Here is a 25,321-nt window from a genome sequence, read left to right on the forward strand (position 1 = left end):
CGCACGGAAGTCCAGATTCCGGGCAACGGGCCCGCACCCGGCGCGACCTGCACCGGATACCGCCCGAACCCGCCTTGGGCAGCGCCGCCCGGCCTGCCCCGCCCGCTTCGCCGCGCCGCCTGCTGGTGCAGGCGACGGGCCGCTACGCGTCAGCGCGCGCGCGGATACGAACCGAGTATCTTCAGGAACGCGGCCTTCTGGCCGAGCTCCGCGAGCGCGGCGGCCACGGCTGGCTCGTCCCGGTGCCCTTCGATGTCGATGTAGAAGTAATACTCCCACGTGCCGACCCGCGCGGGGCGCGACTCGAAGCGCGTCATCGACACACCGTGCCTCGCGAGCGGTTCGAGCAGCTTGAACACCGCGCCCGGCTCGTTCTTCACCGACACGATCAGCGACGTCTGGTCGTGACCGCTCTGCCCGGCCGGCTGCTTGCCGACGATCACAAAGCGGGTGCGATTGTGCGGATCGTCCTGAATCAGCGAGAACGCGATCTGCAGGCCGTAGTGCGCGGCTGCGCGGTCGCCTGCGATCGCCGCGACGCTCGGATCCGCCGCCGCGAGACGCGCGGCCTCCGCATTGCTCGACACCGCTTGCCGCTCGAGCTGCGGCGCGTTCGCGGCAAGCCACTGCTGGCATTGCGCGAGCGCCTGCGCATGCGCGCAGACGCGCGTCACGCCGTCGAGCGTGCCGCTCTGCGTGAGCAGGTTGTGATGGATCGGCAGCGCGAGTTCACCGCTGATCAGCAACTGCGTCTGCAGCAGCAGGTCGAGCGTGCGCGACACCGCACCTTCGGTCGAGTTCTCGACCGGCGCGATGCCGAATGCGGACGCGCCTGCCTCGACCGAGCGGAATACCTCATCGATCGACGGACACGGCAGCCCTTCGATCGACTGGCCGAAGTACTCGAACATCGCCTGTTCGCTGTACGTGCCGACCGGCCCGAGGAACGCGACGTGGATCGTCTGTTCGAGCGCGCGGCTCGCGGCCATGATCTCGCGCCAGATGGCGCTAATGTGCTCGCTCGCGAGCGGTCCCGCGCTCATGTCCTGCAGGCGCGCGATCACCTGCAGCTCGCGCTCCGGCCGGAACACCGGCGCGTTGAAATGCTTCTTGACCTCGCCCACCTCGAGCGCCACCGCGGCGCGCTGGTTGAGGAGCGCGATCAGCTGCGCGTCGATCGCGTCGATGCGGTCGCGCAGCGGTTTCAGGCGGGAATTCAGTTCGTCGTCCATGCGTAGTTGCCGTGCTGTTTGAACAGCGCGCGCTCAGGCGCCGCGCTGTTCGAAGTCCTTCATGTACTCGACGAGCGCTTTCACGCCCTCGAGCGGCACCGCGTTGTAGATCGACGCCCGCATGCCGCCGACGGACTTGTGGCCCTTCAGCTGCAGCAGCCCGCGCGCCTTTGCGCCGGCAAGGAAGTCTTCGTTGCGCGTTTCGTCGGCCAGGAAAAAGGGCACGTTCATACGCGACCGCACCGCCGGCTCGACCTTGTTCAGATAGAAACTGCTCGCATCGATCGTGTCGTAGAGCAGCTTCGCCTTCTCGATATTGCGCGCCTCGATCGCCTCGAGGCCGCCCTGCCGCCTCAGCCACTGGAACACGAGGCCCGCGATGTAGATCGCATAAGTAGGCGGCGTGTTGTACAGCGAGTTGTTCGCGGCGACGGTCTTCCATTCGAATGCGGACGGACAGATCGACAGCGCGCGATCGAGCAGATCCTCTCGCACGATCACGACGGTCACGCCGGCCATCCCGATGTTCTTCTGCGCGCCGCCGAACAACACGCCGTACTTCGCGACGTCCATCGGACGCGACAAAATGTGTGACGACACGTCCGCGACGAGCGGCACGTCGCCGAGGTCGGGAATCTCGAACGTCTCGACGCCGTCGATCGTCTCGTTCGTGCACAGATGCACGTAGGCCGGATCGTCCGACAGCTGCCATTCGGCGCGGGCGGGCGCGCGCGTGAAACCGTCGGCCGTCTTGCCGGATGCGGCCAGATGCGGCGTGCCGTATTTCTTCGCTTCGTTGAACGACTTCTGCGACCACGAACCCGTCACGACGAAGTCGGCGGTCTTGCGCGAACCAAGCAGGTTCATCGGCACGATCGCGTTCTCGGCAATGCCGCCGCCCTGCAGGAACAGGATCCGGTGGCTGGCCGGCACATCGAGCAGCTCGCGCAGGTCGGTCAGCGCTGCCTCGTGGATCGACATGAATTCCTTGCCGCGATGGCTCATCTCCATCACGCTCATGCCGCTGCCGTGCCAGTCGAGCATTTCGTCGGCGGCCTGCCGCAGCACTTCCTCGGGGAGCGCCGCAGGACCGGCGGAGAAATTAAAGACGCGCATCGTGAAAACCTCGGGAGGGACGCGACCGGCTTGCCGCCGGCAGAAAGAACCGCGCCAGAAAAGGAATGGCCGCTTGCGCTCGCGCGCAAACGGCCATTATCGCACTGTCATCAGGCTCCCGCCAAACCCGGCCGAACGGCCGGGCGGCGTGCCCGGACGGCTTACTTGCCCGGCTTGACTGCAGCGACTTCCTTGTCAGCCTGCGTACGCGTTGCCTGGATCGCTTGCGGCATGTACTTCTGCATCAGGCCGTTGACCACGTCGCGACCGACCTGATCCTGAACCTGGATGAACTTGCGGCCCGTCGGGCTCTTGTAGAACGTCGTCAGATCCTTGATCTCCGACGTGCTGTAGTACTTCGCGTAAGCGTCGTACTGAGCCGACATCGCGTCGTTCTGGAACTGCTGCGTGCCGAACACCTTGCCCGCACCGTCAACCAGCTTCGGCACCGCGTTCTTCTGCAGCGTCGGCACGGCGGCTTGCTTTTGCTTGTCGTTCAGCGTCTTGTTTTCCGACAGCGCGTCCGACAGGATCGCCGGCACGAGTTGCTTTGCCTGCATCTCGGCGCTGTTGCCGATTGCCGACACGAGCTTCGGCGCGTCGATCGCGTCGAGCAGATCCTTGATCGCCGCCTTCTTGTCGGCGTCGATCGGCGCAGCTGCCGCGGTCGCAGCCGGTGCGGAATTCGACAGCGCTTGCGCCATCGCGAACGTCGGCACCAGTGCAGCCAGCAGAACCAGTTGCTTGAATTGCTTTTGCATCATCACTCCCTTTTGGAAATATGAATGGTTGCTCGCCGGCCGCGGCGCTTCACGCCCGCGGCGGCCAGAGTCTCATCCGTTCTTCAGGCTTCGCCGTCCGACGCCTCGTCGGCCTCGCCATCGCCCTCTTCGGCCTCCGCGATCTGCTGCAGGCCAGAAAGCTTGGTACCCTCATCGAGACTGATGAGTGTAACACCTTGCGTGGCACGCCCCATCTCGCGAATCTCGGATACGCGGGTGCGAATCAACACGCCGGCCGTCGTAATCAGCATGATCTGATCTTCGGCGTCGACGAGCGTCGCGGCCACGACCTTGCCGTTGCGCTCGGACGTCTGGATCGCGATCATACCCTTCGTACCGCGGCCGTGGCGCGTGTACTCGGTGATCGGCGTGCGCTTGCCGTAGCCGTTCTCGGTTGCGGTGAGCACGGTCTGCTCCTCGCTGCCCGCGACCAGCATCGCGATGACCTGCTGCCCGTCCTCGAGCTGCATGCCGCGCACACCGCGCGCTTCGCGACCCATCGGACGCACGTCGTTCTCGTCGAAGCGAACGGCCTTGCCGGCGTCGGAGAACAGCATCACGTCGTGCGCACCGTCGGTGATCGATGCACCGATCAGGAAGTCGCCGTCGTCGAGGCCGACCGCGATGATGCCCTTCTTCATCGGGCGGCTGAATGCTTCGAGCGGCGTCTTCTTCACGGTGCCGAGCGACGTCGCCATGAAGATGAACTTGTCGGCCGAGAACTCCTTGACCGGCAGCACGACGTTGATCTTCTCGCCTTCCTGCAGCGGGAACATGTTGACGATCGGACGGCCGCGCGAGTTGCGCGAGCCCTGCGGCACTTCATAGACCTTGACCCAGTACACGCGGCCGCGGTTCGAGAAGCACAGGATGTAGTCGTGGGTGTTCGCGATGAACAGCGTCTCGATCCAGTCGTCTTCCTTCATCTGCGTCGCCTGCTTGCCGCGGCCGCCGCGCTTCTGCGCGCGATACTCGGACAGCGGCTGCGACTTCACGTAGCCCGCGTGCGACATCGTGACGACCATGTCCTGCGGCGTGATCAGGTCTTCGGTATTCAGTTCGGTCGCGTTCAGCTCGATCTTCGAGCGGCGTGCGTCGCCGAATTCGGCCTTCACCGCCGTCAGCTCCTCGCCGATCATCGTCGTGATCCGCTCGGGGCGCGCGAGGATGTCCAGCAGGTCGGCGATCTGCGCCATCACTTCGCGGTACTCGCCGATGATCTTGTCCTGCTCGAGACCGGTCAGGCGCTGCAGACGCATCTGCAGGATTTCCTGCGCCTGCGTGTCGGACAGACGGTACAGCCCGTCGGCCTGCATCCCGAACGCCGGGTTCAGGCCTTCCGGACGGTACGCGGAGCGGCCGCCCGCCGACGCGTTCTCGGCCTCGGCGCGCGTCAGCATATCGCGCACGAGCGACGAATCCCACGGCTTCGCCATCAACTCCTGCTTCGCGATCGGCGGCGTCGGCGCTGCCTTGATGATCGCGATGAACTCGTCGATGTTCGCGAGCGCGACCGCGAGACCTTCGAGCACGTGGCCGCGTTCGCGGGCCTTGCGCAGTTCGTAGATCGTGCGGCGCGTCAGCACTTCGCGTCGATGCGACAGGAAGCACTGCAGGATTTCCTTCAGGTTCAGCAGCTTCGGCTGGCCATCGACGAGCGCGACCATGTTCATGCCGAACGTGTCCTGGAGCTGCGTCGCCTTGTACAGGTTGTTCAGCACCACTTCCGGCACTTCGCCGCGCTTCAGCTCGATCACGACACGCATGCCGCTCTTGTCGGACTCGTCGCGGATGTCGGAGATGCCTTCGAGCTTCTTCTCGTTGACGAGCTCGGCGATACGCTCGAGCAGCGAGCGCTTGTTCACCTGGTACGGCAGCTCGTCGACGATGATCGCCATCCGCTGACCGCGGTCGATCTCCTCGAAGTGCGTGGCCGCGCGCATCACGACGCGGCCGCGCCCGGTGCGATAGCCGTCGCGCACGCCGGCGACACCGTAGATGATGCCGGCCGTCGGGAAGTCCGGCGCCGGGATGATCTCGATCAGCTCGTCGATCGTCGCTTCCGGGTTGTTCAGCAGGTGCTGGCACGCGTCGACGACTTCGTTCAGGTTGTGCGGCGGGATATTGGTCGCCATGCCGACCGCGATACCCGACGAGCCGTTGATCAGCAGGTTCGGGATGCGCGACGGCAGGACCGACGGCTGCATCTCGTTGCCGTCGTAGTTCGGCTCGAAGTCGACCGTTTCCTTGTCGATGTCGGCGAGCAACTCGTGACCGATCTTCGCCATGCGAATTTCGGTGTAACGCATCGCCGCGGCATTGTCACCGTCGATCGAGCCGAAGTTGCCCTGTCCGTCGATCAGCATGTAGCGCAGCGAGAAGTCCTGCGCCATCCGCACGATCGTGTCGTACACCGCGGTATCGCCGTGAGGGTGATACTTACCGATCACGTCACCGACGATACGCGCCGATTTCTTGTACGCGCGGTTCCAGTCGTTGTTCAGTTCGTGCATCGCGAACAATACGCGCCGGTGCACGGGCTTCAGGCCATCGCGGACATCCGGAAGGGCACGTCCGACGATCACGCTCATCGCGTAATCGAGATACGAACGGCGCATTTCCTCCTCTAGGGAGGTGGGCAGGGTCTCTTTGGCGAATTGATCCATGTATCCGTATCGTTTCGGAGCGAAGACGGCGAACGCCTTTCGCGTGGGCGCTGCATGCGCAACGCAACGCGAGATTCTAACATGCACGCATCAGCCGCCAATTCGCCACCCCCTCTATATGTAAACAGCAAAAATCACGGCCCATGGCAAAGGCGTCCCGGACCGGCCATGATCGCGCCCCATTCAGGAAGCCCAGGGCGCTCGGACCCTTGTCACGCATGCGCGTAAACCCTTGCGGCCTTTCATGCAATTTCGCGGACACACTCTTGACAATCTCTGAAAGTTACGGCAGGCAGGTGTTGCGCATGCACCACAAAGTTGAAGCGATCTTGGGGTGGGGAGGATTTTTTTTCGTAGGAAGGGAACGATATGGCAAAATGCCAACGCACTGAAAGTTAGACGCTGCTCGAAGTCTACACAGAGCGGTGCCGCGTTTTTTGTGCCGCACCAATGTTATACTTCGAGCAATGTATGACTTGTCACCGTCAACAGGCTCGCAGTAAACCTGCGGTAATCTCAATTTCGAGAGGAGAAATATGAATAAACTTTCAAAGCTCGCGTTCATTGCAGCTACCGCAGTTATGGCTGCATCCGCTTCGGCACAGTCGGTGCCGGCGTCGCGTCAAGCCGTCAACGACAACTGGGTGAACGGCACGGGCGAATGGGTGTGGATGAACGGCACGAACGAGCTCTGCTGGCGTGACGCGTTCTGGACGCCGGCCACCGCCAACGCGAAGTGCGATGGCGCACTGGTCGCCCAGGCACCGCAGCCGCCGGTCGCTCCGGTTGCTCCGGCCATCACGAGCCAGAAGATCACGTACCAAGCCGACGCACTGTTCGACTTCGACAAGGCAACGCTCAAGCCGCTGGGCAAGCAAAAGCTGGACGAACTGGCTTCGAAGATCCAGGGCATGAACACGGAAGTGGTCGTCGCTACGGGCTACACGGACCGCATCGGTTCGGACAAGTACAACGACCGCCTGTCGCTGCGCCGCGCACAAGCTGTCAAGTCGTACCTGGTCAGCAAGGGTGTCCCGGCCAACAAGATCTACACGGAAGGCAAGGGCAAGCGCAACCCGGTCACGACCGGCTGCAACCAGAAGAACCGCAAGCAACTGATCGCCTGCCTCGCACCGGACCGCCGCGTGGAAGTCGAAGTGGTCGGTACGCAAGAAGTTCAGAAGACGACCGTTCCGGCGCAGTAAGCCGCGGTTTTCGACTGCTTCAAAGCCCCGCTCCGGCGGGGCTTTTTCTTTGACGCCCGTCCAGGCGCTCGCTGGCCTCGTTGTGCGCCCCCCTTATATACTCGGGGCTGACGTACCGACGCACCGCCCTCCTTCCGTAGCCCGTTTGCCGACATGACCAACGCCGATCCGCACGAACTCCAGAAATTCAGCGACCTCGCCCATCGGTGGTGGGACCCGAATGCCGAATTCAAGCCCTTGCACGACCTGAATCCGGTCCGGCTCGGCTGGATCGATTCGCATGCGCACCTCGCCGGCAAGCGCGCACTCGATATCGGCTGCGGCGGCGGCATCCTGTCCGAATCAATGGCCGGGCTCGGCGCCCAGGTGAAAGGCATCGACCTGTCGACCGAAGCGCTCGGCGTCGCCGACCTGCACAGCCTCGAAAGCGGCATCACGGTCGACTACGAGGCGATCGCCGCCGAAGCGATCGCCGAACGCGAGCCGGGCACTTACGACGTCGTCACCTGCATGGAGATGCTCGAGCACGTGCCTTCGCCGGCCGGCGTCGTCGCCGCGTGCGCGACGCTCGTGAAGCCGGGCGGCTGGGTGTTCTTCTCCACGCTGAACCGCAACCTGAAGTCCTACCTGTTCGCGGTAATCGGCGCTGAGTACATCGCGCAGATGCTGCCGAAGGGCACCCACGACTACGCGCGCTTCATCCGCCCATCGGAACTGGCGAGCTTCGTGCGCGGGACCGATCTGCACATCGTGGAGATCAAGGGTATTACCTATCACCCGATCGGCAAGCGCTTCGCGCTGTCGAACGACACCGACATCAACTATCTCGTCGCGTGCCGCCGAGGCGCGTGACCCTCCGACCGGCATGACGATTCCCCTTTCGACCGAGCGGCCCGCATTCGACGCGCCGCGCCTGCTGCACTGCGATGCCGTGCTGTTCGACCTCGACGGCACGCTCGCCGACACGGCGCCCGATCTCGCCGCTGCAGTCCACAAGATGCAGCGCGTGCGCGGCCTGCCCGAAACGTCGCTCGACGTGCTGCGGCCGCTGGCATCGGCCGGTGCGCGGGGCCTGCTCGGCGGCGCATTCGGAATCGATCCGCATTCGCCCGGCTACGATGCGATGCGCGACGAGTTCCTGACCAATTACGCGACCGACATCTGCGTGCACACAGTGCTGTTCCCCGGCATCGGCGACGTGCTCGACGAACTCGATGGACGCGGCGTGCGCTGGGGCATCGTCACGAACAAGGCGATGCGTCTCACCGCGCCGCTCGCCGACCTGCTCGGCCTCGCGCCGCGCGCGGCCTGCATCGTCGGGGGCGACACAACGCCGCACTCGAAACCGCATCCGGCCCCGCTGTTGCATGCGGCGGAACAAATGACGCTCGCGCCGGAGCGCATCGTCTACGTCGGCGACGATCTTCGCGACATCCAGGCCGGCAGCGCGGCGGGGATGGCAACGGTCGCGGCCGCGTACGGCTACTGCGGTGACGGCGTCGCGCCGGCTGACTGGCAGGCGCAGCATCTCGTCGGCACGACGCAGGAACTGCGCGAACTGCTGCGCCATGTTGGGCTATAATGATGGATCTTATCCGCGGGGGCGACCTGGTTTCGACAGGGGTTGTGAAGCGGCTAGGGCATGTCGAGGACCCGTCACCTCGTTAATCAATGGGAAAATCGTAACTGCAAACGACGATACGTTCGCACTGGCAGCCTAACGGCCGCCGTCCTCTGCCTAGTTCACTGACGGGCTAGTGTCGCAAGACCGGTAGCAATACCGCCAGAGGTCATTTACGTCAGTTAAGCCCTGTCGGCGTCGCGACGCCAGGGTCGAAAATCTAGCGAATCGCCGTAGTGCAGCGTGTTCGTCCGCGTCGCTGCGGTTAAATCAAATGACTGAACTAAACATGTAGAACTAGTCGTGGAGCGCTTCTGGACGCGGGTTCGATTCCCGCCGCCTCCACCAAATTTCGCGCTTGACGCACGAACCCCGCACGACGCGAGTCTGCGGGGTTTTTTGTTGCCGGGGAAGCCGAACGTCCCGCGCCTTCCGAAAAAGCGCCCAGCCCCGGACGGGCCGGGCGGAATGCCGCCAGCATTCCGACGGCAGGAGGTGACGGATGTTCGGCGTCGCCCGCACGGTGATCGACCGCGGCGGACGACACCCTGCCCGGCACGCGACGCGTCATCGCACGCGCAGCACGGCCTCACCGGGCGATGTGCAGCTTAGCTGCCGCGATACAGCGACTTCATTTCTTCTGCACTGGCCGGACGCACGCCGATCGCACGCGAACCCGCTGCCGATGCGCCTTGCACCTGCGCGCCATAACCGCTGGCGTCGGCGCCTTGCGCCTGGGCGAGCGCGCTGCGCTGTTGCTCTGCGACACGCGCCGTGGCGGCCTGGATCGCTTCCGGATAATGCGGATCTTCGCCGCGGGCGGTGTTGTAACCGGCCTGCTGGAGCTGAACCAGTTCGGCACGAACCTGTGCGCGGGTGAGTGCCGAGCCGGACTGCGCGAACGACACGACCGGGGCAACGAGAGCAGCAGCAACGACAACGGCTTGAACGAGCGACTTCATGATGACCTACCTCCAGATTTGTCTGATTTCGCGGTGAACACCCGTTCATCGCTGACAAACCGAAGTTTATGTAGGCGCGTGCTTAAGAATAAGGCAGGTTTCAGGAAGACATCCTTCCCGAAACAAGGGTTAACCCTAGGATGGTATGGATCCGGTCCAGCCCCGCACGATCACACTATGCGAGGCCGAACCACAAAGCATAAGCCCCGCCGGGCAGCACACCCTGCGGGGCTCCAAAGGAACCGCGCGGCATCGGCGCGGTTCGGACAAACGATCGCGGCGTCGACAACCCGGCGCGTCAGCGCCTGCTTATTGTGTGTCCATCGGACACTTCAGGTTGCAGCCGTTCGGGTCCCCCAAATCGCCCTTGCGGCGCAATGCCGACTTCTTGCCGTTCTGGTATTTCTGCGACGGCGCCGACGCCGCGAACGGCATCTGCGGATGCTCGTTCAGGCGGAACTGGTCGCTCAGGATCCCGCCGGGCAGGCCGGGTGAATTCTGCGCGAGCGCCAACGGCGAAACGGCAACAAGAAGCCCTGCGGTCAACGCTGCCGCGGAGAAAGGAACGGATAGTTTCATGGCGGGATGACGCCTGAACGGCGTGCTTGTTGGAACGTTGATCAAGCGGCAAGCGTAGCGCAAATCCCTCGCTGCTGCAGCGCGGTTCGCGCGCGTCCCCGTTACCGTACATTGCCGTCCGGCATACCGCTCCCGACGATACCGGCGAATCCGTCCGCGATGCCGGTCAGCGTCCCGCACGCGGCCGGATCGTAGCCGTCGAGATGCGCGACGCGGTCGACGAAGCGCGCATCGCGCAGCAAGGCGAGCACGCCGGCGAGCGGTCGCGAGTCGAGCTGCGCGCGTTCGCACGCAAAGTAATAGTCCTCGTCGACGACCGGGATGAAATCGAGCCCGAAGTGATGGGCGGCCGGCTCGACGCCGAAGCCGAGATCGGCCATCCCGCTCGCGACGAACGCGGCGATCGCCGAGTGCGTGAGTTCGGCCGACGCATAGCCGTCGATACGCTCGGGATCGATGCCGATCGCGCGCAATGCAAGATCGAGCAGCATGCGCGTGCCTGACCCCGGCTGCCGGTTGACGAAACGGATGTCGTTGCGGGCGAGATCGGCGAGCCCGCTGACCTGCTTCGGGTTGCCGCGCGGCACGAACAGCCCCTGCTGGCGACGCGTCAGATGAATCAGCACGTGACGGGTGTCGTCGAGCCACGGCCGGTAGATCTGTGCGCACTGTTCGCGAAACGCGCCGCGTGGCAGATGAAAACCGGCCAGCTCGCATTCACCGCGCGCGAGCGCCTGCACGGCCTCGACGCTCTCGCGATACTTGATGTCGACGGCTGCCTGCGCGTCGACAAGCGCGGAGACGAGCGTCGCAACCGCGTAGCCGTGCGATGCATGGATGCGCACGGCGCCGTCGCGCTGCGCGAGGCGCCGGTTCAGGTCGCTCGCCACCTCGGCTGCCAGCGCGCGCAGGTTCCCATCGAGACGGTTTCGCGCGAGTCGCTGCGCGTCGACGACCGCCTGCCCCAGCTCCGACAGCGTCGATCCCTTGCCGCGTGCCGTCTCGATCAACTCGCCGCCGACGCACGCCTCAAGCGTCCGCAGCATGCCCCACGCGTGCCGATACGACAGACCTTTCGCCTGCGCGGCCTGCGCGATGCTGCCCGTATCGGCCACGAGCTCCAGCAACGGGGCGACGTCCGACAGGCTCGCCGTCCGGCCCTCCGTGTCGCGTACGGTCAGATACGCGTCGCATTCGATTCGAATCAATTATGTACTCCGATTTCCTATTGCGACTGCGAAATCTTCCGCTTATCGTTGCTTAAAATCAATCAGGACGAAGTCCCGATGTGCACTATATGAATTGACGGCACATATGAGACTTTGGAGGAGCATAACCGATGTCCCCGAATTCCCCTGCGCCCGACGCGCTCGTCGAGCGCCACGCGCGTGCCGGCCGCTCGCTCGTCGCGATCCTGCATGCGATCCAGGACGATGCAGGCTACGTGCCGGCAGGCTGCGTCGCGCCGCTCGCGAAGGCGCTGAACCTGTCGCGCGCCGAAGTGCACGGCGTGCTCACCTACTATCACCACTTCCGCACCGCGCCGCCCGCGCGCGTGACGATCCAGATGTGCCGCGCCGAGGCGTGCCGCAGCATGGGCTGCGAAGCGCTGGCCGCGCACGCGGAAGCGCGCACGGGTTGTCGATTCGACGCGGCGCACGGCGATGGCGCCGACGCGCACGCGCCGGACGACATCGCGCTCGAATCGGTCTACTGCCTCGGGCTGTGTGCGCAATCGCCGTCGATGACGGTCAACGGCGTGTTGCACGCAAAGGTCACGCCGGAGAAGTTCGACGCCCTGCTCGCCGACGCGACCGCGCACACTTCGGAGGCAGCATGACGACCCGCATCTACGTTCCGCGCGACTCGTCAGCGCTGGCGCTCGGCGCCGACGCGCTCGCCGCCGCGATCGTTGCGGAAGCCGAGCGGCGCGGCGTCGCGATCGAACTGATCCGCAACGGCTCGCGTGGGCTGCTGTGGCTCGAGCCGCTCGTCGAGGTCGGCACGGCCGCCGGTCGCGTCGGCTACGCGAACCTGTCAGCCGCGGACGTGCCCGCCCTGTTCGACGCGAACTGGCTCGACGGCGGCGCGCATCCGAGCGGCGTCGGCGTAGTCGACGCCCTGCCCTATCTCGCGCGCCAGCAGCGCCTCACGTTCGCGCGCATCGGCCTGACCGATCCACTGTCGATCGACGATTACTTGAAGCACGACGGCCTCGCCGGCCTGAAGAACGCGCTCGCGCTCGACGGCGGCGCCGCGTGCGAATTGCTGATCGAATCGGGGCTGCGCGGCCGCGGCGGCGCTGCCTTCCCGGCCGGCATCAAGTGGCGCACCGTCCGGCAGGCCAGCGCGACGCAAAAATACATCGTCTGCAACGCGGACGAAGGCGATTCGGGCACGTTCTCCGATCGCCTGATCATGGAAAGCGATCCGTACTGCCTGATCGAAGGGATGATCATCGCGGGCATCGCGACGGGCGCGACGCTCGGCTACATCTACGTGCGCAGTGAATACCCGCACGCGATCGCGGCACTGGAAACCGCGATCGAGCGCGCCCGTGAAGCCGGCTGGCTCGGCGAACGCGTGCTCGGCTCCGCGCATGCGTTCGACCTGCACGTCGCGAAGGGTGCGGGCTCCTACGTGTGCGGCGAGGAAACGGCGCTGCTCGAATCGCTCGAAGGCAAGCGCGGCGTCGTGCGCGCGAAGCCGCCGCTGCCCGCGCTCGCCGGCCTGTTCGGCCAGCCGACCGTGATCAACAACGTGATCACGCTCGCGACCGCGCCGGTGATCTTCGCGCGCGGCGCCGCGTTCTATCGCGACTACGGGATGGGTCGCTCGCGCGGCACGCTGCCGTTCCAGCTCGCGGGCAACATCCGCTACGGCGGGCTCGTGGAGCTCGCGTTCGGCGTCACGCTGCGCGAGCTGCTGTTCGACTACGGCGGCGGCACGGCAAGCGGCCGGCCCGCGCGCGCCGCCCAGGTCGGCGGCCCGCTCGGCACCTATCTGCCCGATCACCAGTGGGACGTGCCACTCGACTACGAGGCGTACACGGCAATCGGCGCGGTCGTTGGCCACGGCGGCATCGTGCTGCACGACGACACGTCGAATCTCGCGGAGCTCGCCGAATACGCGATGAAGTTCTGCGCGATCGAATCGTGCGGCAAGTGCACGCCGTGCCGGATCGGATCGACGCGCGGCGTCGAGACGATCGCACGCATTCGCCAGGGCGATAAGTCGGAGCGACAGGTCACGCTGCTGCGCGACCTGTGCGACACGATGCTCGCCGGCTCGCTGTGCGCGATGGGCGGGATGACGCCTTACCCGGTGCTGTCCGCGCTCGACCATTTCCCCGAAGATTTCGGGCTCGCCGCCGGCAAGCAAGCCGCGTCGGGTCCGGTCAAGGCTGCGGCCTGACCCAGAAGGAGCCCTGAATGTCCCTCGACACGAACAACGTCCGCCAAGGCGGCTGCGGCTCGGGCCAATGCGCGTGCAAGAGCGCCGCCCAGGCGCGCGTGCGCGATCCGTTCGACGAAACCGACTACGGCACGCCGCAACGGCATGCCGATACCGACGTCACGCTCGAAATCGACGGCCAGCCGGTGACGGTGCCGGCCGGCACGTCGGTGATGCGCGCCGCGATCGAAGCCGGCGTCAACGTGCCCAAGCTTTGCGCGACCGATTCGCTCGAACCGTTCGGATCGTGCCGCCTGTGCCTGGTCGAAATCGAGGGCCGGCGCGGCTATCCGGCATCGTGCACGACGCCCGCCGAAGCCGGGATGAAGGTGCGCACGCAGTCGGACCGGCTGCAGTCGCTGCGCCGCAACGTGATGGAGCTGTACATCTCCGACCACCCGCTCGACTGCCTCACCTGCCCCGCCAACGGCAACTGCGAGCTGCAGGACATGGCGGGCGTGGTCGGGCTGCGCGAAGTGCGCTACGGTTTCGACGGCGCGAATCACCTGCGCGAGCAGAAGGACGAATCGAATCCGTATTTCACGTACGATCCGTCGAAGTGCATCGTCTGCAACCGCTGCGTGCGCGCATGCGAGGAAACGCAAGGCACGTTCGCGCTGACGATCGCCGCGCGCGGTTTCGAATCGCGCGTCGCCGCCGGCGAAAGCGAATCGTTCATGGAATCGGAATGCGTATCGTGCGGCGCCTGCGTCGCCGCGTGCCCGACCGCCACGCTGCAGGAGAAGTCCGTCATCCAATTCGGCCAGGCCGAGCACTCGGTCGTCACGACCTGCGCGTACTGCGGCGTCGGCTGCTCGCTCAAGGCCGAGATGAAGGGCACGCAGGTCGTGCGCATGACGCCGCACAAGAACGGCCTCGCGAACGAAGGTCATGCGTGCGTGAAGGGCCGCTTCGCGTGGGGCTACGCAACGCACAAGGACCGCATCACGAAACCGATGATCCGCGAGAAGATCACCGACCCGTGGCGCGAAGTCAGCTGGGAAGAAGCGCTCACGTACGCGGCGACGCAATTCCGCAAGCTGCAGCAGAAATACGGCCGCGATTCGATCGGCGGCATCACGTCGTCGCGCTGCACGAACGAGGAAACCTACCTCGTGCAGAAGCTGGTACGCGCCGCGTTCGGCAACAACAACGTCGATACCTGCGCACGCGTGTGCCACTCGCCGACCGGCTATGGCCTGAAGGCGACGCTCGGCGAATCGGCCGGTACGCAGACCTTCGCGTCGGTCGGCCAGGCCGACGTGATCGTCGTGATGGGCGCGAACCCGACCGACGGCCACCCTGTGTTCGGCTCGCGCATGAAGCGTCGCATCCGCGAAGGCGCGAAGCTTATCGTGATCGACCCGCGCCGCATCGACGTGGTCGACGGCCCGCACGTGAAGGCCACGCACCACCTGCAGCTGCGCCCCGGCACCAACGTCGCGATGGTCAACGCGCTCGCGCACGTGATCGTCACCGAAGGGCTCGTCGCCGAGGCATTCGTCGCCGAACGCTGCGACACGCGCGCGTTCGAGCAATGGCGCGACTTCGTGTCGCGCGCCGACAACTCGCCCGAGGCCACCGCGGACGTGACGGGCGTACCGGCCGAACTGGTGCGCGAGGCCGCACGCCTCTATGCAACCGGCGGCAACGCCGCGATCTACTACGGCCTCGGCGTGACCGAACACGCGCAAGGCTCGACGACGGTGATGGGCATCGCGAACCTCGCGATGGCGACTGGCAACATCGGTCGCGAAGGCGTCGGCGTCAATCCGCTGCGCGGCCAGAACAACGTGCAAGGCTCGTGCGACATGGGTTCGTTCCCGCACGAGCTGCCCGGCTACCGGCACATCAGCGACGCAATCGTGCGCAGCCAGTTCGAGGAAGCATGGTCGGCCACGCTGCAACCGGAACCGGGGCTGCGCATCCCGAACATGTTCGACGCGGCGCTCGACGGCAGCTTCAAGGGGCTTTACTGCCAGGGCGAGGACATCGTCCAGTCGGACCCGAACACGCAGCACGTCGCGGCCGCGCTGTCGTCGATGGAATGCATCGTCGTGCAGGACATCTTCCTGAACGAAACCGCGAAATACGCGCACGTGCTGCTGCCGGGTTCGACGTTCCTCGAGAAGGACGGCACGTTTACGAACGCGGAGCGCCGCATCTCTCGCGTACGCAAGGTGATGCCGCCGCTCGCGGGTTACGCCGACTGGGAAGTGACGCTGCTGCTGTCGCAGGCGCTCGGCTACGACATGCACTACACGCATCCGTCGGAAATCATGGACGAGATCGCGCGGCTCACGCCGACCTTCTCGGGCGTGTCGTACAAGAAGCTCGACACGCTCGGCAGCATCCAGTGGCCGTGCAACGAAGATGCACCGGACGGCACGCCGACGATGCATATCGACGCGTTTGTGCGCGGCAAGGGCCGGTTCGTGATTACGCAGTTCATTCCGACGCCGGAAAAGGTCACGCAGCGCTATCCGCTGATCCTGACCACGGGCCGCATCCTGTCGCAATACAACGTCGGCGCGCAGACGCGCCGGACCGAGAACGTCCGGTGGCACGAAGAGGATCGCCTCGAGATTCATCCGCACGATGCGGAGGATCGCGGGATCCGGACCGGCGACTGGGTCGGCATCGAATCGCGGGCCGGCCAGACGGTACTGCGCGCGCTCGTATCCGACCGCATGCAGCCGGGTGTCGTGTACACGACGTTCCACTTCCCCGAGTCGGGCGCGAACGTGATCACGACGGACAGCTCCGACTGGGCCACGAACTGCCCGGAATACAAGGTCACGGCCGTGCAGGTCATGCCGGTTGCGCAGCCGTCGGACTGGCAGCGCGCGTATGCACGTTTCAACTCGGAGCAGCTCGATCTGCTCGAGCGCCGCGCCGCCACGCCGGCTGCCGCGACGACGGGCAAGTGAGGACGCGATGGACAACGGACACCTGATCGACATGGCCAACCAGATCGGCGCGTTCTTCGAATCGATGCCCGATCGCGAAGAAGCGCTGGCCGGAATCGCAGATCACATCCGGCGCTTCTGGGAACCGCGGATGCGGCGCGCGCTACTCGCCGCGCTAGACGATCCGTCGAGCGAAGCCGCGCAACGCGCCGCGCCGATCGTGCGCGACGCGATCGCCGCGCACCGCGCATCGCTCGTGCCGGCCGCGGCCACCGCCTGAGCGCCGCGCTACGCGGGCACCGGCATGCCCGCGAACCAGCTTTCGCAATGGCGCAGCAGCGCGTTCGCGTCGGTGGCGGTACGGCCGCGCACCGCGATGTAGCCATCGGGACGCAGCAGGTAGAACGACGGCCTCGAACGGCCGTATACCTGCGCGAGCCCATCGTCGCCGTCGCTTTCGGCATCGGCGACGCGCCACGTTCGCACGGCACCTGGCATGATCCGCTCCAGCCCCTGCGCAAGCGCCTGCGCGTCCGCAGGCATCGGCGCTACATCGCCCGTGTCGCCCGTGTCGGCACTTGCCGGCTCCTCGAGCAGCAGCAGCGTAAAGCTCGCCGGGTCATGCAGGTCGTATAGTCTCGCGGTCCCGGGCGCCCGGCCGAGCGGCCCGTCGACGACGTGCACGAGCGCGTCGGGCGCACGCTCGCCCGCGCGCGGCCCGCCATCGAGCACGCGTTCGAGCGAGAGCGGGCTTTTCCGGTATTGCACGCCGAGCTCGCTGACAGTGCGGCGCACCGCGTCGCGCACCGGCCCGAACGACGCCAGCAGCGGCACGACATGATCGCGCAGCAGCTTCATCGCGCCGTGGTCGGCTTCGACGATCTGCGTGATGAAGCCGGTCTGCCGCAATACATCACGCTCGATCGGATGGCGCTCCGCGTGATACGTGTCGAGCAGCCGCTCCGGCGTGCCTGCGCAAAGCACGCGCGCGAGCTTCCAGCCGAGATTGAACGCTTCCTGGATACCCGTGTTCATGCCCTGCGCGCCCGCCGGGCTGTGAACGTGCGCGGCGTCGCCCGCGAAGAACACGCGCCCGTGACGCAGCCGGTCGACCATCCGGCTATGCAGGTGGAAATACGCCGACCACGCGAGATCGCTCGGCGCGATCGACGCGCCGACGCGAGCGCGCACGATCGCCTCGCATTCGTCGAGCGTCGGGGTGGCCGGCGCATCGGGCGATGCGTCGCCGCCGGGCGGCCGGTCGGCGACGAGCCGGTAGCGGCCGCCACCCATCGGAAACAGCCCCGCGATGCCGTCCGGCGTCGTGAACAGGTGGATCTCCTCGTCCGGCCAGTCGGGTATCGCCGCGAAATCGGCGAGCAGGAAGGTCTGCTCGAACGCATGCCCGGCGAAGCCCAGGCCGAGCAGATGGCGCACCGTGCTGTGCGCGCCGTCGGCGGCGATCAGGTACGACGGTGCGAACGCCTGTTCAAGACCGTCGGCGCCGCGGATCGTCACGTCGAGCGACGTACCGCCCGCGTCGCACGCGGTCAACGTGACGCCGCGTTCGACCGTCACACCGAACCCGGCCAGGTGCTCGGCGAGCAGCCGCTCGGTGATGCTCTGGTCGAGAAACAGCAAATACGGATAGCGCGTTTGCAGCGGATCGAAATCGAGCCGCGCGATCACGCGGCCGTCCGCGTGCAGTACGGCCGCATGCGCACGATGGCCCAACGCGAGAAATGGTTCGACCGCGCGATGCTGCTCCAGCAGTTCGAGCGTGCGCGCCTGGATGCCGATCGCGCGCGAATACGGTGCGGGCGCGGCGAGCCGGTCGATGATACGCACCGGCACGCGGGCACGCGCGAGCGCCATCGCGGCGGCAAGGCCAGTCGGGCCCGCGCCGACGATCAGCACGGGCGGGATATCGAGCGGTGTGTCAGCCATGAGAACCTCGATGACACGCGATTGTGCAAGTCTACGCCGCTCCGCGTGACGGGGCCATATGCCAATCGGCCGATCTGGGGTACCCCCGCGCAGTGTGGGAAAATACGCGCTTTCCGTCAGTTTTCGCGTCATGGATTCCGCATTCGACCGAGCGTATGCCGCGCACCGCGCGGGCCACCTCGCCGAGGCCGAGCACGGCTATCGCACCGCACTCGCCACCAATCCCGCCGACGCCGACGCACTGCATCTGTTCGGCGTGCTGCGGCATCAGCAGGGCCAGCATGCCGAGGCGGCCGATCTCGTCGGGCGTGCGGTCGAGCTGCGCCCGAACGATGCCGCGCTGCAGCTCAATCTCGGCAACGCGCTGAAGGCGCTCGGCCGACTCGACGAAGCGATCGACCGCTTTCGCAACGCGCTGACGCTCGCGCCCGAATTTCCGCTCGCGCACTACAACCTCGGCAACGCGTATGCGGCGCTGCAGCGCCACGAGGATGCCGTCGATGCGTTCGGCCGCGCACTTCGGCTCACGCCCGACGACGCATCGATCCACAACAACCTCGGCAACGCGCTGAATGCCCTCGGCCGTCACGACGACGCGCTCGCCGCATTCCATCGCGCCCTCGAGCTGCGGCCCGGGCATGCCGGTGCGCACAACAATCTCGCGATGGCCCTGAACGCGATGGGCCGGGCCGACGACGCGATCGCGCACTTCCGGGCGGCGATCGCCGCGCAGCCGCGCTTCGTCGCCGCGCATTTCAATCTCGGCAACACGCTCGAGGCGGTCGGCCGTCACGGCGAAGCCGCCGCCGCATTCGAAGCCGCGCTCGCGCTGCACCCGCCATTCCCACTCGCCCTTTTCGGGCTCGCGAACGCGCTGTGCGCGCAGGCACGCCAGCGCGAAGCGCTGCCCTACTATGAACGGGCGGTCGGCCTCGATCCGTCGTTCAGTCTCGCGTGGCTGAACCTCGGCAACGCACATCACGCACTCGGCGCGCACGAGATGGCGCTGCGCGCGTTCGACCAGGCGCTGCGCGTCGCTCCCGACCTCAAACTCGCGCACCTGCATCGCGCCGTCACGCTGCTTACGCTGGGCGACTTCACCCGCGGCCTGCCCGCATACGAAGCGCGTCACGACACGCCGGGCGCAACGCCGCTCGGCACGCTGCCGCGCTGGCAAGGCGAGCCGATTGCGTCGCGCACGCTGCTGATCCGCGCGGAACAGGGCTTCGGCGACACGCTGCAGTTCGTCCGCTTCGTGCCGCTCGCGCGCGCACGCTGCGCGCGCGTCGTGCTCGAAGTGCAGCCGGAACTCGTCGCGCTGCTCACGCCGGCCGCGGCACGCTGGCGCGTGACGCTCGTCGCACAGGGCGCCGCGAAGCCGCCGGCGGCGGACGTCGCGTGCACGCTGATGAGCCTGCCGTTCCTGCTCGGCCTGCAGCCGGCCGACATCGTCGCGGGCAAGCGCTACCTCGACGCGCCGGACAGCGCGCGCCGGCGCTTTCGCGGCTCGGTCGGTGGCCAGTCGAAGCGCAAGTTCGGTCTCGCGTGGTCAGGGCGCCGGCAAGCGCAGGAAAACCGCTCGATGCCGTTCGACGCGCTCGCACCGCTGCTCGCACTGCCGGACATCGACTGGGTCGTGCTGCAGCCGGCGCTCGACGAAGACGAACGGGCGCGCGTCGACGCGCATCCGCGCGTGCATCGCCTCGATGGGCGGCTGAACGACTTCGCCGATACGGCCGCGCTGATCGAACGACTCGACGGCGTCGTCACGATCGACACAGCGGTCGCGCACCTCGCGGGCGCACTCGGCAAGCCGCTGTGGATCATGCTGCCGTTCGCACCCGACTGGCGCTGGTTCACCGGCGACGACTGCCCCTGGTATCCGCACGCGAAGCTCGCCCGCCAGTCCGCACCGGGGCAATGGCTCGACGTGGCGGCGGCAGTCGCCGACGCGTTGCGCGACGCCTGAGTGGCCGAACGCAGAAAAAAAAGAGCGCGGCGCGCTCCTTTTTTCGTTCGACGTGATGCGACGCAGGTGGTGTCAAGCCGCCTTGTACTGGTTGCGCGCCTCGGGCGTGCGATACAGCACGAGCGTCGCGATCAGCCCGCAAATCGCGGCGACGCTCAACCACAGCCCCGGCGCCGCCTTGTTGCCGGTCTGGTGGATCAGCAACGTCGAGATCGCCGGCGTAAAACCGCCGATCGTCGTCGCGAGGCTGTACGCCAGCGAGAAGCCGGCCGTGCGCACGTCGGCCGGCATCACTTCGGTCAGCGCGACGACCATCGCGCCGTTGTACGAGCCGTACAGGAACGACAGCCACAGCTCGACCGCCAGCAGCCGCAGGAACGACGGATCGGCCACGAGCCACAGCACGGCCGGGTAGGCCGACAGCAGCGTGAGCACCGTGAACGCGATCAGCACCGGGCGGCGGCCGATGCGATCCGACAGCGCGCCGGACAGCGGCAGCCAGACGAGATTGGACAGGCCGACGCAGACGGTCACGACGAGTGCGTCGAGCGACGACAGGTGCAGCACTTCCTTGCCGAACGTCGGCGTGTAGGCCGTGATCATGTAGAACGACACCGTCGTCATGATCACCATTCCCATGCCGGCAATCACGACACCCCAGTTCTCGAGCATCGAACGCATGATCTCGCCCATCGTCGGACGATGACGCTTCGCAAGAAATTCGTCGGTCTCCTTCAGCGAACGACGGATCAGGAACAGGAACGGGACGATCAGACAGCCGATCAGAAACGGAATGCGCCAGCCCCACGCGGTCATGTCCTCGACTGGCAGCGCGCGGTTCAGCAGCACGCCGACGAACGCCGCGAACACGACCGCCACCTGCTGGCTGCCCGATTGCCACGACGTGTAGAACCCCTTGTTGCCCTTCGTCGCGATCTCCGACAGGTAGACCGACACGCCGCCGAGCTCGACGCCCGCGGAAAAGCCCTGCAGCAACCGGCCGAGCAGCACGAGCACCGGCGCGAGCACGCCGATCGTCGCATAGCCGGGTATCGCGGCCACCGTGAGCGTGCCGAGTGCCATCAGTCCGAGCGTCAGGATCAGCCCCTTGCGGCGGCCGTGGTGGTCGATGTACGCGCCGAGCACGATCGCGCCGACCGGGCGCATCAGGAAGCCCGCGCCGAACACCGATAGCGACAGCATCAGCGACGCGAACGCGTTGCCGCTCGGAAAATAGGTTTTCGCGATGGCCGACGCGTAATACCCGTAGACCATGAAGTCGTACATTTCCAGGAAGTTGCCGCTGACGACCCGGAACACGGTACGAACCTTCGATTCCTGCGCGACGGCGTGTGTTGCTGTGGACATGTTGTTCTCTCGGCTCGGATGGCGCGACATCGGCGCCGTGTGGATCCGACGATGCGTGTGGCACCGGACCGGCACGCACGAACATCGCTGCCAGCCGGAGGCACGCAGCACAATGATGTACACGCCGGCATGGACGGCAAATGATGCCACGCGAAGCCGACAATTGCCTTGGGCCGGGCCCGCGATCACCGTCGCCGCGTTCGACTGGTACGAATCGCCTCGAAACGCGTACAAAAAATCAGATTGATCTGATCGACCGGTCGCCGTCGACTGACCACAATTTCACAACTTGCCACGCTATTCGCGCCGCGGCCGGCATCGTTGCCTGTGTCGCATCGCGTACCGCCCTCATGATCCCAACGCTCCTCGTTTCCGTCGAAGGTCCGCTTGCCCGCCCTCGTGTCGCACCGCTCGACGGCGTGCCGCCGTTCGGCCGCGAATGGACGTTCAGCGGCGCGCCCGGCACCCGACTCGGCACGCGCTGCGCAGCCATCCTGAAGACCTCATGCATCGACGTCGGAGCACCGCATCGCGCGTGTCGCTGGCAATCGCCGCCCGCCACGCGCCCGGTGTCTGCCGGTGTACCGGACGTTGCGGCGCGCGCCGCCGGCCAGCACATCGAGCATGCCGCCGGTCGCGCGCATGACCGACGTGCGCGGCACGCCGCCTGCTGGAGCATCGGCGCACTCGGCATCATCGGCTGGCTGATCGCCGCGCACGAGCCGTTACCGGGTTTCGCGCCTGCGCCCGCGACGCAGATCGTTGGCGTCGTGCCGGAGCATGCCGTGCAGTCCATGGGTGCCGTGCAAACGGCCGCGGTGGCGCCCGCCATGCCGACCGTCGCACCGGCGCAGCCCGTCGCAGCGCGGCCGTTTGCGACGCCTTCCAGAGGCGCGCCCGTCACACGCGGCGCGACGACCCATCCAGCGCCGCGACGCTCCGAGATGACACCGAACGTTCAGCGCGTCGCCATCGCAGCGCCGCCGACGCCGCATCGGCCGGACCACAGGCGCACGACAACGGCACGCGTGCACGCACATTCCGCGCCGCGACTCGCCGCGCGCCCATCGGTCACGCGCCACGCGTCGCGCACGCCGACGCCCGATCGCGTCGGTTCGCCTGCGCGTCCCGGAGCCCCGCTCGATCCGCTCGACGACCCGCTCACGCTTATCGCGATGGTGAACGCACTGCACCCCGATCGCGCGGCACCGGCGGCCGACGCGCCCGGCGCCGGTTTCGACTGGACAGCACAACTGTCCCACCGCCGCCTGACCGACGGACCGGATACGCTCATCCGCTGACACGCGCCCAACAAAAAACCCGGCGAAGCAGGCTTCGCCGGGTTTTCGTTCGTCCGTCCGTCGGTCGATCGCACCGAATCGTCACTTGTGCGCGGGCAACCCCGTTTCCGACTGCCGCTCGAGTTGCCGCACCTGCTCCTGCAGATCACGCAACTGCACCTGCGCGGCCCGCTTCTCGATCTGCAGCGCCCGCGTCTGCTCCTGCGCCGCTTTCTGCCGCTGCGCCACCTCGGCCTGCTGGCCGCGCGCGACATTCAGATCGGCCTGCAGTTGCTGCGCGCGATTCGCCTGCAGCGCGATCACGCGTTCGAGGAACGTCTTCTGCGCCTCGAGTTCGGTGCGACGAATTTCGACGTCCGCGAGCTGCACCGTCTGCTGGACGAAGTTCGCGTACACCATCTCCGCACGGCTTTTCTCCTGCGACCTGATCACGCGCCACAGATGCTTGTCCTGAAACAGCGCGACGTAATACGTCATCTCGCTCGGATCGAACATCAGGCTTGCGCCATAGCTGCCGTTGTAGGTGGTGCGCATCTCGACGATTCGTCCGTCATGCAGCATCTGCGTGAGTTCGGCGACGTTGCCTTGCGCGGTGGCATCCGTGGAGGATGCCGCGGAGGCCGGTGCCGCAGTCGCGACATCGCCGCTCAGACTCGTCACCGCGGGGCGCGTGCCCGCGACGGGCGCGGTCGCGTCGGACCACGCTGCGCCCGCGTGCGCGCAGGCGGCCAGCGCAACGATCCACGTTGCGCATCGTGCAGGGGAAAAATCTCGGAAGACCAACGTCAGACTCCGGCGAACGAATCGGGAGTCGCGATTATCGTTCAAAACGAAACGGCCGCATCTCGAATTTATCGGGATGCGGCCAGCCTTCCTGCGCGGCGATACAAGAGCGGCTTACAGGCGGGTATCGCGAGCCGCTCGCAGGAACGCATCGAGCAGCGGCGTGCAGTCGAGCAACTCGGCGCCGCCAGCACGATGAAACTCCGGGTGCCATTGCACGCCGACGACGAACGGTGCACGCCGGTAGCGAATGCCTTCGATGATCCCGTCACCGGCCGACACGGCCTCGATGTTCAGATCGCGGCCGAGATCGCGGATCGCCTGATGGTGAATCGAGTTCACGATCGCTTCGCTGCGCCCGGGGAACATGCTCGCGAGCGTCGACGAGTCGGGGAAGCGGATGGCGTGGCGATGCTGGTCGTAATGCTCGCTCACGTGCGCATTCGCGGTCGGCACGTCCGTCGCGATGTCCTGGTACAGCGACCCGCCGAACGCGACGTTGATCAGCTGGCAGCCGCGGCACACGCCGAGCACCGGCTTGCCGGACTCGACGAACTCGTGAAACAGCTCGAGCTCGTACATGTCGCGCACGCGGTCACCTGGCCATTCGGGGCGCGCATCCGACGCCGCGTAGGTTTGCGGCGACACGTCGGCGCCGCCTTGCAGCAGCAGGCCGTCGAGATGCTTCGCGTAGTCGCGCAGGCGAATGTTGCTCGGATGCAGCATGCCCTGGTGACCGACAGTCGGGATCATGAACACGAGCACGTCGCGCGACATCACCCAGTGCGCGATCGATTCCTCGAGATACTGCAGTGTCTTGCCGCGCAGTCCCTTCGCGCCCGGCTCCGGATGGAAGATCCGCGCCGACACGCCGATGCGCAGCGTACGCTGCGTGATCCGCTGGCCGGCGCGATCGAAGATCCGGCGTGCGCGTGCCGCGATGATCCGCCCGAACACCGACCACGGCGTGTCGCTTTGCTTCAGGTATGCCGGCGGCGCGTTCTGCGCGCTCGCGGGCGGCGAACGCGGCGTGTCGAAATCGGGCTGCGCGCCAAAACCGGGCGGCGCGGCACCGGGTTTCGGCGGCACTGCAGCGCCTTCGGCTGCAGCACCTGTCGTGCCTGCGGCGCCCGGCTCGGACGCCGCGGTGACCGGCGACGCACCGTCCGCCGCGACGACTTGCGCAGCGGCAGCCTGCGTGGCAGACGCCTCCGGCGTGTGCGCCGGCCTGGAACGGGGGGAATCGGTAGAAGCGGAAGAGGTGCCGGGCAGACCGGCCGGGGAAGGCGTGATTTCGCTCATGACGATGGTCTGGTACGTCGCTCGCGCGTGGTGGATTGACGAGGATTCATTATGCTTCAGTGCACGATCGCGCGGTAAACGAGCAACATCCTGTCGATATTGTTGCAACTCGTCGCATCCGCCGCC

20 protein-coding genes and 1 other RNA gene are annotated in these 25,321 nt (G+C 66.4%); 10 read left to right on the top strand and 11 right to left on the bottom strand.

The window, feature by feature from the left end; all coding sequences use genetic code 11:
• Positions 1 to 149: 149 nt before the first annotated feature.
• The 4 genes from pheA to gyrA form a co-directional block, all read right to left on the bottom strand.
• Positions 150 to 1,232, bottom strand: a complete 1,083-nt coding sequence (gene pheA / locus DIE11_RS10700; RefSeq protein WP_059599006.1) for a prephenate dehydratase — start codon at positions 1,230 to 1,232, stop codon at positions 150 to 152.
• Between the two features lie 33 nt (positions 1,233 to 1,265).
• Positions 1,266 to 2,348: a 3-phosphoserine/phosphohydroxythreonine transaminase gene (serC, locus tag DIE11_RS10705; protein WP_124623417.1), complete on the bottom strand. Its 1,083-nt coding sequence runs from the start codon at positions 2,346 to 2,348 to the stop codon at positions 1,266 to 1,268.
• A 161-nt stretch (positions 2,349 to 2,509) separates the two neighbouring features.
• Entirely contained in the window at positions 2,510 to 3,109 is a 600-nt protein-coding gene (locus DIE11_RS10710; RefSeq protein WP_011883810.1) for a DUF2059 domain-containing protein, read from the bottom strand.
• Positions 3,110 to 3,192: 83 nt separating this feature from the next.
• Positions 3,193 to 5,796, bottom strand: a complete 2,604-nt coding sequence (gene gyrA, locus DIE11_RS10715; protein WP_059599005.1) for a DNA gyrase subunit A — start codon at positions 5,794 to 5,796, stop codon at positions 3,193 to 3,195.
• 536 nt (positions 5,797 to 6,332) lie between these two features.
• Here gyrA and ompA point away from each other — a divergent pair.
• From ompA to ssrA, 4 genes are all read left to right on the top strand, one after another.
• Positions 6,333 to 7,001 carry an outer membrane protein OmpA gene (gene ompA, locus DIE11_RS10720; RefSeq protein ID WP_006400736.1) on the top strand — a complete coding sequence of 223 codons (669 nt, stop codon included), beginning with the start codon at positions 6,333 to 6,335 and terminating at the stop codon, positions 6,999 to 7,001.
• Positions 7,002 to 7,154: 153 nt separating this feature from the next.
• Positions 7,155 to 7,853 carry a bifunctional 2-polyprenyl-6-hydroxyphenol methylase/3-demethylubiquinol 3-O-methyltransferase UbiG gene (ubiG, locus tag DIE11_RS10725; protein ID WP_044844843.1) on the top strand — a complete coding sequence of 233 codons (699 nt, stop codon included), beginning with the start codon at positions 7,155 to 7,157 and terminating at the stop codon, positions 7,851 to 7,853.
• Positions 7,854 to 7,866: 13 nt separating this feature from the next.
• On the top strand, positions 7,867 to 8,583 hold the full coding sequence (locus DIE11_RS10730; RefSeq protein ID WP_124623420.1) for an HAD-IA family hydrolase: 717 nt from the start codon (positions 7,867 to 7,869) through the stop codon (positions 8,581 to 8,583).
• Positions 8,584 to 8,600: 17 nt separating this feature from the next.
• Positions 8,601 to 8,970: a transfer-messenger RNA gene (gene ssrA / locus DIE11_RS10735) on the top strand.
• 260 nt (positions 8,971 to 9,230) lie between these two features.
• Here the strand turns inward: ssrA and DIE11_RS10740 are convergent.
• From DIE11_RS10740 to DIE11_RS10750, 3 genes are all read right to left on the bottom strand, one after another.
• Complete coding sequence (locus DIE11_RS10740; protein WP_059599002.1) at positions 9,231 to 9,584, bottom strand: DUF4148 domain-containing protein; 354 nt, start codon at positions 9,582 to 9,584, stop codon at positions 9,231 to 9,233.
• Between the two features lie 309 nt (positions 9,585 to 9,893).
• Positions 9,894 to 10,163 carry a hypothetical protein gene (locus tag DIE11_RS10745; RefSeq protein WP_124623574.1) on the bottom strand — a complete coding sequence of 90 codons (270 nt, stop codon included), beginning with the start codon at positions 10,161 to 10,163 and terminating at the stop codon, positions 9,894 to 9,896.
• A gap of 101 nt (positions 10,164 to 10,264) precedes the next feature.
• Positions 10,265 to 11,371: a substrate-binding domain-containing protein gene (locus DIE11_RS10750; RefSeq protein WP_124623422.1), complete on the bottom strand. Its 1,107-nt coding sequence runs from the start codon at positions 11,369 to 11,371 to the stop codon at positions 10,265 to 10,267.
• 131 nt (positions 11,372 to 11,502) lie between these two features.
• On the opposite strand from DIE11_RS10750, the gene DIE11_RS10755 reads away from it, so the two are divergent.
• The 4 genes from DIE11_RS10755 to DIE11_RS10770 are packed head-to-tail and all read left to right on the top strand — an operon-like array spanning position 11,503 to position 16,805.
• Positions 11,503 to 12,003, top strand: coding sequence for an NAD(P)H-dependent oxidoreductase subunit E (locus tag DIE11_RS10755; RefSeq protein ID WP_124623570.1), 501 nt, complete (start codon positions 11,503 to 11,505; stop codon positions 12,001 to 12,003).
• Positions 12,000 to 13,577 carry an NADH-quinone oxidoreductase subunit NuoF gene (locus DIE11_RS10760; RefSeq protein WP_059598998.1) on the top strand — a complete coding sequence of 526 codons (1,578 nt, stop codon included), beginning with the start codon at positions 12,000 to 12,002 and terminating at the stop codon, positions 13,575 to 13,577. The genes DIE11_RS10755 and DIE11_RS10760 overlap by 4 nt, the downstream gene beginning before the upstream one ends.
• 17 nt (positions 13,578 to 13,594) lie before the next feature.
• Entirely contained in the window at positions 13,595 to 16,546 is a 2,952-nt protein-coding gene (gene fdhF, locus DIE11_RS10765; RefSeq protein WP_124623425.1) for a formate dehydrogenase subunit alpha, read from the top strand.
• Positions 16,547 to 16,553: 7 nt separating this feature from the next.
• On the top strand, positions 16,554 to 16,805 hold the full coding sequence (locus DIE11_RS10770) for a formate dehydrogenase subunit delta (protein ID WP_059598996.1): 252 nt from the start codon (positions 16,554 to 16,556) through the stop codon (positions 16,803 to 16,805).
• Between the two features lie 8 nt (positions 16,806 to 16,813).
• Here the strand turns inward: DIE11_RS10770 and DIE11_RS10775 are convergent, their stop codons facing one another.
• Entirely contained in the window at positions 16,814 to 18,472 is a 1,659-nt protein-coding gene (locus DIE11_RS10775) for an FAD-dependent monooxygenase (protein WP_124623428.1), read from the bottom strand.
• Between the two features lie 130 nt (positions 18,473 to 18,602).
• On the opposite strand from DIE11_RS10775, the gene DIE11_RS10780 reads away from it, so the two are divergent.
• On the top strand, positions 18,603 to 20,441 hold the full coding sequence (locus DIE11_RS10780; protein WP_409364567.1) for a tetratricopeptide repeat protein: 1,839 nt from the start codon (positions 18,603 to 18,605) through the stop codon (positions 20,439 to 20,441).
• 72 nt (positions 20,442 to 20,513) lie between these two features.
• On the opposite strand, the gene DIE11_RS10785 is transcribed toward DIE11_RS10780, so the two are convergent.
• Positions 20,514 to 21,809 carry an MFS transporter gene (locus DIE11_RS10785; RefSeq protein WP_124623434.1) on the bottom strand — a complete coding sequence of 432 codons (1,296 nt, stop codon included), beginning with the start codon at positions 21,807 to 21,809 and terminating at the stop codon, positions 20,514 to 20,516.
• A 350-nt stretch (positions 21,810 to 22,159) separates the two neighbouring features.
• Between DIE11_RS10785 and DIE11_RS10790 the strand changes: the two genes are divergently transcribed.
• A complete protein-coding gene (locus tag DIE11_RS10790; protein ID WP_185633740.1) occupies positions 22,160 to 23,110 on the top strand; it encodes a hypothetical protein in 951 nt (316 codons plus the stop codon).
• Positions 23,111 to 23,191: 81 nt separating this feature from the next.
• Here the strand turns inward: DIE11_RS10790 and DIE11_RS10795 are convergent, their stop codons facing one another.
• Both DIE11_RS10795 and DIE11_RS10800 read right to left on the bottom strand, forming a co-directional pair.
• Positions 23,192 to 23,893: a DUF2968 domain-containing protein gene (locus DIE11_RS10795; protein WP_124623437.1), complete on the bottom strand. Its 702-nt coding sequence runs from the start codon at positions 23,891 to 23,893 to the stop codon at positions 23,192 to 23,194.
• A 114-nt stretch (positions 23,894 to 24,007) separates the two neighbouring features.
• On the bottom strand, positions 24,008 to 25,195 hold the full coding sequence (locus tag DIE11_RS10800) for a gamma-glutamyl-gamma-aminobutyrate hydrolase family protein (RefSeq protein WP_124623441.1): 1,188 nt from the start codon (positions 25,193 to 25,195) through the stop codon (positions 24,008 to 24,010).
• Positions 25,196 to 25,321: the final 126 nt, after the last annotated feature.

The sequence above is a fragment of the Burkholderia sp. Bp9012 genome (genome assembly GCF_003853825.1).
Classification (GTDB): domain Bacteria; phylum Pseudomonadota; class Gammaproteobacteria; order Burkholderiales; family Burkholderiaceae; genus Burkholderia; species Burkholderia diffusa.